At 67.1% G+C, this 9,696-nt stretch carries 11 protein-coding genes and 1 tRNA gene; 5 read left to right on the top strand and 7 right to left on the bottom strand.

Going from position 1 to position 9,696, the window contains the following annotated elements; all coding sequences use genetic code 11:
• Positions 1-24 precede the first annotated feature (24 nt).
• Together RT697_RS13810 and RT697_RS13805 are read left to right on the top strand one after the other, a co-directional pair.
• A tRNA-Val gene (locus RT697_RS13810) sits at positions 25-99 on the top strand.
• Between the two features lie 271 nt (positions 100-370).
• The gene (locus RT697_RS13805) at positions 371-538 is read left to right on the top strand and encodes a hypothetical protein (RefSeq protein ID WP_175125403.1); all 168 of its coding nucleotides are present in this window, start codon (positions 371-373) and stop codon (positions 536-538) included.
• Positions 539-557: 19 nt separating this feature from the next.
• Here RT697_RS13805 and RT697_RS13800 read toward each other — a convergent pair whose 3' ends face one another.
• From RT697_RS13800 to RT697_RS13780, 5 genes are all read right to left on the bottom strand, one after another.
• Entirely contained in the window at positions 558-1,025 is a 468-nt protein-coding gene (locus tag RT697_RS13800) for a YaiI/YqxD family protein (RefSeq protein WP_313699566.1), read from the bottom strand.
• 5 nt (positions 1,026-1,030) lie between these two features.
• Positions 1,031-1,297 carry a hypothetical protein gene (locus tag RT697_RS13795; protein ID WP_286939685.1) on the bottom strand — a complete coding sequence of 89 codons (267 nt, stop codon included), beginning with the start codon at positions 1,295-1,297 and terminating at the stop codon, positions 1,031-1,033.
• 42 nt (positions 1,298-1,339) lie between these two features.
• Complete coding sequence (locus RT697_RS13790) at positions 1,340-2,836, bottom strand: TAXI family TRAP transporter solute-binding subunit (RefSeq protein ID WP_313699564.1); 1,497 nt, start codon at positions 2,834-2,836, stop codon at positions 1,340-1,342.
• Positions 2,837-2,838: 2 nt separating this feature from the next.
• Positions 2,839-4,047 carry a sodium/glutamate symporter gene (gltS, locus tag RT697_RS13785; RefSeq protein ID WP_313699563.1) on the bottom strand — a complete coding sequence of 403 codons (1,209 nt, stop codon included), beginning with the start codon at positions 4,045-4,047 and terminating at the stop codon, positions 2,839-2,841.
• A 144-nt stretch (positions 4,048-4,191) separates the two neighbouring features.
• On the bottom strand, positions 4,192-4,719 hold the full coding sequence (locus RT697_RS13780) for a GNAT family N-acetyltransferase (protein ID WP_313699572.1): 528 nt from the start codon (positions 4,717-4,719) through the stop codon (positions 4,192-4,194).
• Positions 4,720-4,869: 150 nt separating this feature from the next.
• Here RT697_RS13780 and RT697_RS13775 point away from each other — a divergent pair, with 150 nt between their 5' ends.
• Both RT697_RS13775 and RT697_RS13770 read left to right on the top strand, forming a co-directional pair.
• A complete protein-coding gene (locus RT697_RS13775) occupies positions 4,870-5,916 on the top strand; it encodes a glycosyltransferase family 2 protein (protein WP_313699561.1) in 1,047 nt (348 codons plus the stop codon).
• Positions 5,917-5,918: 2 nt separating this feature from the next.
• Positions 5,919-7,502: a glycosyltransferase family 39 protein gene (locus RT697_RS13770; protein ID WP_313699570.1), complete on the top strand. Its 1,584-nt coding sequence runs from the start codon at positions 5,919-5,921 to the stop codon at positions 7,500-7,502.
• Here RT697_RS13770 and RT697_RS13765 read toward each other — a convergent pair.
• Positions 7,462-7,857 carry a GtrA family protein gene (locus RT697_RS13765; RefSeq protein WP_313699559.1) on the bottom strand — a complete coding sequence of 132 codons (396 nt, stop codon included), beginning with the start codon at positions 7,855-7,857 and terminating at the stop codon, positions 7,462-7,464. The two genes, RT697_RS13770 and RT697_RS13765, sit on opposite strands and share 41 nt — an antisense overlap.
• A gap of 36 nt (positions 7,858-7,893) precedes the next feature.
• Between RT697_RS13765 and RT697_RS13760 the strand changes: the two genes are divergently transcribed.
• A complete protein-coding gene (locus RT697_RS13760) occupies positions 7,894-8,760 on the top strand; it encodes a ChbG/HpnK family deacetylase (RefSeq protein WP_313699557.1) in 867 nt (288 codons plus the stop codon).
• Here RT697_RS13760 and RT697_RS13755 read toward each other — a convergent pair.
• Positions 8,747-9,610, bottom strand: a complete 864-nt coding sequence (locus tag RT697_RS13755) for a LysR family transcriptional regulator (protein ID WP_312437868.1) — start codon at positions 9,608-9,610, stop codon at positions 8,747-8,749. The genes RT697_RS13760 and RT697_RS13755 overlap by 14 nt on opposite strands.
• Positions 9,611-9,696: the final 86 nt, after the last annotated feature.

Below are 9,696 nucleotides of genomic sequence, written 5' to 3'. Positions count from 1 at the left end.
CGTGCTATTATTTCGCCTCTTTCGGGGTGGTTAGCTCAGTGGTAGAGCACTGCCTTCACACGGCAGGGGTCACTGGTTCGAACCCAGTACTACCCACCAAAGACCTTCTCAGGCTTAACAGCCTTCGAAGAGCCCCAAAAGACAACGCCCATGTCGTAGCAGTAATGCAGCAGTAATTAACGATATCGGTTTTGTTCTTCGGGCAGTATGCAAAAAGCCAACCTTCATCGGTTGGCTTTTTTGTTTTTGATTCATTAATCTTCTTCTGATCTGCCGCAATCTGGCTGCTGCCGGTTGCGCCAAGCCTGTTGCACGCCTATCTATCATCGATAAGTCGGCGAATCGCTGCCGAGCAAAACAGGAGAAGGCCATGGGTCCGCATACCAACACCATGCTCATCATCATCTGCACCGGCGTGGCGCTCATGTTGATCGGCTTCGGGTTTCGTGACCGCAATCTCGGCATGACCCTGATGGGCCTTGGCCTTGTCACCGCGATCGGCGCGATCATCTACAAGGCATACATCACCTTTTACTGACCACCGACCGCCGGCGGTTTCAGCTTTTCGGCGCCTGCTGGCGGGCCACCCGCGCGAGCAGGGTGTCGAGCTGGTTCGCAAACGCCTTGCGGTCGGACTGGCTGAACGACGGAGGGCCGCCTGTGTCCACGCCGCTGGCGCGCAGTTCTTCCATCATGTCCCGCATCGCCAGCCGTTCGCGGATGGTTTCCGGCGAATAGCGTTCGCCGCGGGGATTGAGCGCCATCGCGCCTTTTTCCAGCACCTGCGCCGCCAGCGGAATGTCGCCGGTGATGACCAGGTCGCCCTTTTCCGCCCGCTCCACGATGTGCGCGTCGGCGACGTCAAAGCCGCGCGGCACCTGCACGGCACGGATGAGCGGCGACGGCGGCGTGTAGAGCGCCTGGTTGGCCACCAGCGTCAAAGGCATCTGCCAGCGCTGCGCGGCGCGGAACAGGATGTCCTTGATGACGGCGGGGCAGGCGTCCGCGTCGACCCAGATGTGCATCGCGGTTACTTGCTCAGCGCTTTTTCGAGCGCCTCGGCCACGAGGTCGTTGGTCGATACGCCGCGTTCGGCGGCAGCGGCGCGCAGCTTATCGGCCTGCGCCTGCGACAGCTTCAGCGGGAAGGGCACCAGGCCGGCGGCCTGATCCAGCTTGCGCTGCTCGCGGCGGTCGGGCACTTGGGACGAGGCGCCAAAGCGGTCGGGCGTCGCCGATTGCTTGAGTTGGCCGGCCAGCTTGAGGGCCTGGTTCTTTTGAAGATCGAATTTGTTCATCGGAATTCCTGATAGGGAGCGCCATCATAGACGCAACCCGCGTCAGCGCGGTTTGCCGTGCTCCAGTTGGGCGATGCCTTCCTCTGCGCCGTCGTGCAGCGGCACGCTCAGGCCGAGGCGGGCGGTGGCCGCCGACACCTGCGAACCCTGCGTCGATCCGGCCGCCAGCAGGTCCTGGCCGGCCTGGTAGACCGCGCGCACCACGACAAGCGCTTCGTCGCGCGTGAGGTCGGTGGTGGTCAGCATCAACGCCGCCACCCCCACCGTCGGAATGCGCTCGGCCTGGTTGGGATACGTACCCGCAGCGATGTCGAGCGGCATCAGTGCGTTGTCGCCAGCCGTGAGCGTTTTGATGGCGTCGGCATCGAGCGGCAGCAGCTTGAGCTGCGCGGGAATCAGCGCGTCGCGCAGCGGCGTGGCCGGCACCCCGATCACCTGGGCGGCGGCGTCGACCGCCCCGGATTGCAGCAGCGGCAGGGCGGCCACGAACGGGGTGTCTGACACCTGGTAATCGCGCCCGGCCTGCAGGCCATGCGCGGCCAGCACGGTTTGCAATGTGGCGCGCACCGCCGACCCTTCAGGACCGAGCGCGATCGTCTTGCCCTTGAGGTCCCGTACGCCGCGAATCGCGGGATCGTCGCGTACGACGATATGGACCATCTCCGGATACAGGCTGCCCAGTGCGCGCAGGCTGGGAAACGGCCCTTGTCCCGCGAAGGGCCCCGTGCCCTCGTAGGCCATCCGTGCGGTGTCGGCCTGCGCCAGGGCCACCACGGCGTCGCCGCTGCGCAGCAACGCGATGTTGTCGGCCCCGCCACCGGTAATCAGTGGCGATACCCGGATCTGGCGCGCGCGCGCCACGTCGCTCAGGGCGCGGGCGAAGGCCAGGTACTCGCCGCGGTCCGGACCGCCGGCCAACGGATAACCCTGTTGCAGCCGCGACAGCCGGCCGTTGATGCGCGCCACCGAGCGTTCCAGTTCCTGCTGCACCACGTGCTGGGCCGTGCTGGACGCGCTGTAGGTCACCGAGTGGGTGATCTGGTCCAGCGTGTCCAGCAACTGCCGCGTGACGGGCGGCGGCGCGCCGGTATCCAGCGACGGCGCTTCCGCGGCCTTGAAGCCCGCGGGCGTCACCAGCTTCCACGCGCCGTCCTCTTCGCGATAGATGGCGCTGGCGTGGGCGACGATGCGATCGCCGGCCTTGTTGCCGCCGGACTTCACACCGCTGATGCTGCGCGGTCCGGCGCCCAGCAGCGTCACCAATGACGCCGCGCCGGGCTGGTCCCACGCGCCCAGCGAAATGTCGCGGGTCAGTTCCAGGTCGACGTCGTAATACACGACGCGCCGGGTTTGGCCTGCCGGGGCGGTGCTGTCCGTGGCCGATCCCATGCGCTTGAGGTCGGCGATGCGGAACAGGTCCTGTCCATAGGTCGCGTCCAGGCTGCGCGTGACGTCCGCGCGCAGCGCGTCGGCATCGGGCGCGCGGCCGCACGCGGTCAGCATCGCGCACAGCAGGATGATCATGAGTTTTTTGAACATGGCTACATCCCTCCCACGAACGGCAAGGAGATCAGCGTGCTCAGGACGATCACGTTCAGGATGTCCACCAGGAAGGCGCCGGTGACTGGGACCACGATGAAGGCTTCCGGCGCCGGGCCGTGGCGGCGCGTGAGCGCCTGCATGTTGGCGATGGCCGTGGCCGTGGCGCCCAGCGCGAAGCCGCAGAATGCCGCGGACATGATGGCGGCCTCATAGTCGCGCTTGAGCATCCGGAACACCACCCAGGCGGCATACAGCGCGCACGCCAGCGTCTGCACCGCCAGCATCAGCGCCAGCGGGCCGGCCAGCCGCGCGACGCTGGAAAGGTCCAGCGTCATCATCGTCATGCCCAGGAAGAGCGACAGCGAGATCGTGCCGATGATGTCGGTGGCGCGGTCGTCGAGCCGGATGCCCACCAGCGGGCCCGCATTGCGGATGAGCACGCCGGTGGCGAGGCACCACAGGAAGTTGGGCAGGCTGACCGGCGCGTCCTCCACCAGACCCGCGAGGACGCCGCCGACGACCAGGCAGACGAACGCGGCGGTCATGGACAGGATGAACGTACCGGGGTTGGGCGGCTGATGCCCTTCATTCAGGTCGACGGCCTGGTGCCCTTCGGCCGCGGTGTGGTCCAGGCTGCCCGACACCTTGTGGCGGCGCATGATCCATTCGGCCACCGGACCGCCCACGACGCCGCCCAGCACCAGCCCCAGTGTCGCCGCCGTCATGGCCAGGGGCATGACGTCCTGGATGTTGTTGAAGTCGGCAAAGCGCGTCGCATAGGCAGCGCCGGTGCCGTGGCCGCCCACAAGGGTGATCGTGCCGCCCAGCAGGCCCATGAGCGGGTGCATGTCGAGCAGCCAGGCCATGCCCAGCCCCACGGCGTTCTGCAGCACAAGAAAGGGGATCAGCGCGAGGAGAAAGGCGATGAGGCGGGGACCGCCGCGCGCCAGCAGTTTGAGGTTGGCGGTAAGCCCGATGCAGCCGAAGAACAGCAGCAGCAGCGTCGGCTTGATGCTGGTCTCAAGCGAGACGGCGACACCGCCCCAGGTCGACAGCAGGTAGGCCAGCACGGCGAACAGCAGCCCGCCCACGATGGGGTCCGGAATGCTGTAGCGCGCCAGGACGCCGATGCGCGCGGTCATGACCCGCCCGATGACGAGCACGAGGCAGCAGGCGAGGAGGGATTGGACGGGCGAAAGGGAGATCATATGAACCTTCGCGCCCCGCCGGGGCGCAGCAAGACTAGCTGTTCAAACCCGATGTTCAAGCCAATTGCCGCCGCATCGCTCGCGGACTGCGAAACTATCTTACGTCCAGCCCAGTGCTCCTGTACACGGGGGAGGGCGACGCCATCAGGCCCGCGACGGGCTGGCGGCGGGGAAGGGAAAGGCGCGCGACATGTAACTGGCGCCCTCGCCGTAGCCCGCCAGTTTCTCGGCCAGACCGGGCGTCTGCGGGGCAAGCGGCGCATAGCCATGACGCGTCCAATACCCGGCCGCCGAGGCCAGAGACACCAGGCTGGCGTACTTCAGGCCATTGTCCATGGCGCAAGCGGCGGCGGCGCCGACGAGCGCCTGGCCCACTCCCATGCCCTGCGCCGCCGGCACGACCGCGCAATCATGCAGAAACCAGTGATCGGCCCGTGCCGGCAGCGCCGTTAACGGCACATCCAGCGCAGGCGGCAGGCCCGCATCCCACGGATAGGAAATCAGATAGCCCAGCAGCACTCCTGGGGCCGCCGACGCTCGCGGCTGGGCGACCCAGCAATACCGCGGCGCGAGCGCGAGGCGGTTCAGGAAAAAGCCGGCGCCTTCCAGCAGAAAGCTGGGATAGGCGAGGGCCTGGGCCTGCAGGATGGCGTCCACATCGCTGCCCAGCATGGGACGGACTTGGTATTGCATGACAACCCGAAGATTGGAGATGCCCGCCATTTTAGCGGCCGGGCCCGCGCCGGCATTTCATGAAAATTCGACGAGCGCCTGCGCATACTGCACCGCATCGTGTCCCGCATTCCGTCATTGCAGAACCCCATGCACATCCAGTTCCGGTCCGACCCGCCAGCGCCGCAGGTGCTGGCAAAATCCCTGCCCCTGAGGTCCGTGTGGCCGCCGCAGCCCGCCGACGTGCCGTATGACATCCGCGTCACCTGCGTGATTCCGTGCCTGAACGAGTGCGAGAACCTGCGCGTGCTGCTGCCGCTGCTGCGCAACCGGCTCTCTGCGCTGTGCACAAGCTGGGAGATCATCGTGGCCGACGACGGCAGCACCGACGGCACGGACGCGTTGATGGCCGAATGGACCGAGCACGAGGGCTTTCGCCATGTGCAGTTGTCTCGCAATTTCGGCAAGGAGGCTGCGCTGAGCGCGGGACTGGAGGCCGCCAGCGGCAACGTGGTCATCTGCCTGGACGCCGACCTGCAGCATCCGCCTGCCTTGATCGAACTGATGCTGGCGCGCTGGTCCGCGGGGGCCGAAATGGTGTACGCCGTGCGGCGCGACCGCGCCGACGAATCCTGGCTCAAGCGCTCGGGCGCGCGCTGGTTCTACCAACTGCTCAGCAACGCGCGCGGCGTGCAGGTGCCGGCGCACGCCGGCGACTTCCGGCTGATGGACCGCAGCGTGGTCGACGCGCTGATCGCGCTGCCCGAGCGCACCCGCTTCATGAAGGGCCTGTATGCGTGGGTCGGGTTCAAGGGCGAGGCCGTGCCCTACACACCGGACGAACGCATGCACGGGACCAGCACCTACAGCGGGCTGCGCCTCTTTCGCCTTGCGCTGGACGGCCTGACCGCGTTCACGACGTGGCCGCTGCGCATGGTCAGCCTGGTGGGTGTGGTGTTTGCCGTGCTGGCGCTGGCCTATGCGGCGTTTCTTGTGGGCGATTACCTGACGTCCGGCAACGCCGTTTCCGGGTGGACGACCATCGTCACCGCGGTGCTGTTCTTCGCGGGCGTCAATCTGATTTCGCTGGGCGTGGTGGGCGAATACGTGGCCCGCATCTTCGACGAGGTGAAAGGCCGGCCGCTGTTCGTCGTGCGGCGCAGCCGCGGCCGTCCCGCAGGCAAGGCGCAGGGCTGATGATGGCGGACCATGGCAAACCGGCGCGCTCCGAATGGACCCCGCCGGCAGGACGGTTTCTGCTGGCCGTTGGCATCTGGCTGGCCTGGCTGGCGTGGATACGTCCGCTGACCTTGCCCGACGAGGGGCGCTATGCCGGCGTGGCCTGGGACATGCTGCGCAGCGGCTCGCATGCCGTGCCGCTGTTGGACGGCATGCCGTACTTCCACAAGCCGCCGCTCTACTACTGGCTGACCGAGTTGTCGTTCTCGGTGTTCGGCGTGCATCCGTGGGCGGCGCGCGTGCCGTCGTGGCTGGCCGCGTGGGCCGCCGCCGCCGGGTTGTACGCCTTCGTGCGGCGTCATCGCGATGCGTCTGCGGCCACGCTGACCGTGCTGGCGCTTTGCACGATGCCGTTCTTCTATGGCGGCGCGCAGTTTGCCAACCTGGACATGCTGGTCGCGGGGCTTATCACGCTGTGTGTGCTGGCCGCCGCCGAAACCGCGCTGCGCGTCGAACGCGGGGAAGGGGCTCGCGGGATGTCCGTGGCTGCCGCGGCGCTGGCCGGGTTGGCCGTGCTGGCCAAAGGGTTGATCGGCCTGGTGCTGCCGGGCGCGATCCTGCTGCTCTGGCTGGTCTGGGATCGGCGCTGGCGCGGGCTGGCGGCACTGGTGTGGCCGCCGGCGCTGCTGGTGTTCGTTGCCGTTGCCGCGCCGTGGTTCGTCCTGATGCAGCTGCGGTATCCCGGCTTTTATGACTACTTCTTCGTCTATCAGCACTTCCAGCGCTTCGCGGCCAGCGGCTTCAACAACGCCCAGCCGTTCTGGTTCTACCTGCCGGTGCTGGCCGGCCTGAGCTTGCCGTGGTCGCTGTGGGGCGGCGGCATCCTGCGCCGCGCGTTCTGGGCCGAGGGGCCGACGCGCGGCCTGCGGCGCCTGGCGGCGGTCTGGTTCGCCGTGGTGGTGGTGTTCTTTTCGTTGCCGCATTCCAAGCTGATTGGCTATGTGCTGCCGGCGCTGGCGCCGCTCGCTTTTCTGCTGGCCGAGGTCATTCTGGCGGCGTGGCGCGGCGACACCGGCGGGATGACGCCGCGCCTGGTGCGCATCAGCGCCGCCATCGCAGCCGGGATCTGCGTCATTGCCGTGGGCATTGCGGCGTTCAACGCCCGGGGCAGCGCCGCGCCGCTGGCCAAGGTGGTGCGGCAGGAGGCACGGCCGGACGACACGTTTGTCTCGTTGCATGCCTATCCCTTCGACCTGGCGTTGTACGCGCGCGCGCCACGGCCCACTTGGGTGGTGGACGACTGGCTCAACCCGGAAGTGCCGGTGCGCGACAACTGGCGCAAGGAGTTGTACGACGCCGCGAAGTTCGATCCGGTCACCGGCGCGCAGGTGCTGGTCGGCGGCGACCAGTTCAATGCCCGGTTGTGCGCGGCGCCGGACGGCGCGCGGTTCTGGGTGTGGGGCAATCATGGCGACGGCGCGGTCTACACGCCGCTGCAAGGGATGAAGCCCGCCGCCACCAGTGCGAGGCACGCGATGTGGCTGTTGCAGGTGGACGCGGCGCTCAGGAAGCGGCTTTGTGGCGGAACGCCCACAGCCGGCTAGCGACGAACGTCGCGAACGCCAGGCCGATGAGAATCAGCGCCAGCAGCGTGTCGTACGGCACGTTGGTGGCGTGCAACAGCCAGGCGTAGGCCGTTTCATTGATCAAAAAACCGATCACTGAAATGAAAAAGAAACGACGGGCCGCTACGGTCCAGGGTATGGGCGAATGTCGGAACGTAAGCCGGTAATGGCCGCTGAAGGACACCACGAAGGCAATCATCCAGCCGATCAGGTTGGCCGCCAGCGGCGGTGCGCCGAACGCTTCGACGCAACCCACGGCAACGGCCCAATGCGTTGCTGCGGCGGCGCAACCGACGGCGATGAAAAGACTGATTTGCCGGATGAGGGCGCGCATGAGGGATGTAATGGACGGAAAGACGGAGAGGCGGCGATGAGCAAGCGCGTCGTGGTGTGCGGTGACGATTTTGGCATGAATGCGGACGTCGACGAAGGCATGATTGCGCTGGCCGGCATGCGGCGCGTCAGCGCGGTCAGTTGCCTGACGTTGGGACCTGCCTTCGCGGCTAACGCGCCGCGCCTCGCCGCGCAGGATGTGGACATCGGCCTGCACCTGAATCTGTCGGAAACATTGAGCGCGGGCGCCGAACCCATGCCCACGCTGGCCGCGTTGATGCTGAAGGCCTACGCGGGCCTGCTCGATGCGGCGTGGATCGACGCGCAGATCGCCCGGCAGTTCGACGCGTTCGAAGCTGCGTTCGGACGCGCGCCGGACTATGTCGACGGGCACCAGCACGTGCATCAACTACCCGGCATCCGCAAGCGGGTCCTGGCGCTGCTCGCCCAGCGTTATGGGACGCAGACGGGCGTGCATGCCCCCTGGCTGCGCCAGACAGCGCCCGGCACGCAGTGCGGCATTCCGCTGAAGGAGTCGATGAAGGCGCGCGTAATCGGTGCGTTGGGGGCGTCGACGCTCGCGCGCGAGGCCCGTTCAAGCGGCTTGCGGACCAACAGGCGGCTGCTGGGCGTGTATGCATTCGAAGGCGGCAAGCGCCGCTACGCACAGCTCTTGCAGACCTGGCTGTTCAACGCGCGCGAAGGCGACCTCATCATGTGCCATCCGGCGCTGGGCAGCGGGCAGGACAGCGCCATGGCCCGCCAGCGGCGCGCCGAATTCGACGTGCTGGCTGATCCGAATCTGGGCGAATGGCTGCGCGCGAACGGCGTCAGCATCACGCGCCTGGCGTTGACGCAGGCGGATCCCGTGTTGTCCGTGCCGGCGCGCGCTATCCCTGCGTAAGGCTTTCCAGCAGCCAGGCGCCCGCCGGCCCCAGTGCGCGGCGCGTGGACCAGACCGCGTCGACATGGATGTGGCGCGGCCAGCCCGGCACCTTCAATTCCACGAGCTGGTCGCGGCCGAAGCGCTGAATCATCCAGCGCGGCAGTTCGGTCCAGCCAAAGCCCAAACTGGCCATTTCCAGCAGCATCAGGTAGCCGGGCGCCGACCATGTCGAATGGGCGGGCGTGGCCTCCTTGTCGTCCAGCTCATACGTGCTCAGGCGCAGTTCGCGTTCGGTCTTCAGGTGATCGGAGGTGACCGATGGCAGGCTGGCCAGCGGATGCGAACGCCCCACGCACAGGACGATTTCGGAGCGTTCGGCCAGGCACGCATGCGCCACGTCCGGCGGGTAGCTGTCCTGCGCCGCCATCAACCCCACGTGCGCACGCCCCTGCTGTACAAGCGCCACCACGTCCTCGTATTCCGCGATCAGGCATTCGAAGCGCAGCGCGGGATAGCGCGCGTCGATCTGGCTCAGCATGGCCTCGAACGTGCGCGACTGGAACGTGTCGGACAGCACGACGGTGAGCCGGGGCTCCAGGCCCTCGGACAACTGGCTGGCGCTGCGGTTCAGGCGATCGTTGGCGGCCAGCACTTGCAAGGCCTGTCCCAGCAGCACCTTGCCGGCGGCGGTCAGGGACGGCTGGCGCTGGCTGCGGTCGAACAGCGCGACGTTCAGGTCGACCTCGAGATTGGCGATGGTCTCGCTGATGGTGGACTGGCTTTTGCCGAGCTTGCGGGCCGCGGCCGAGAACGAGCCTTCGGAGGCGACCTGGGCGAAGGCGGCGAGGGATTCGAGAGAGTGGCGCATGAGTAGCCCGGCAATAGGTGTATCGGTTTTTCCGATGGATATTATCTTTTTCGTACCGGAAATGTCGCGGACAATGCGGTCACTCT

Origin of the sequence: Achromobacter sp., assembly GCF_032113835.1 — a bacterium.
GTDB lineage: Bacteria > Pseudomonadota > Gammaproteobacteria > Burkholderiales > Burkholderiaceae_B > Achromobacter.
The sequence above is the reverse complement of the archived record's forward strand: the minus strand, read 5'-3'. Positions and strand labels throughout refer to the sequence as shown.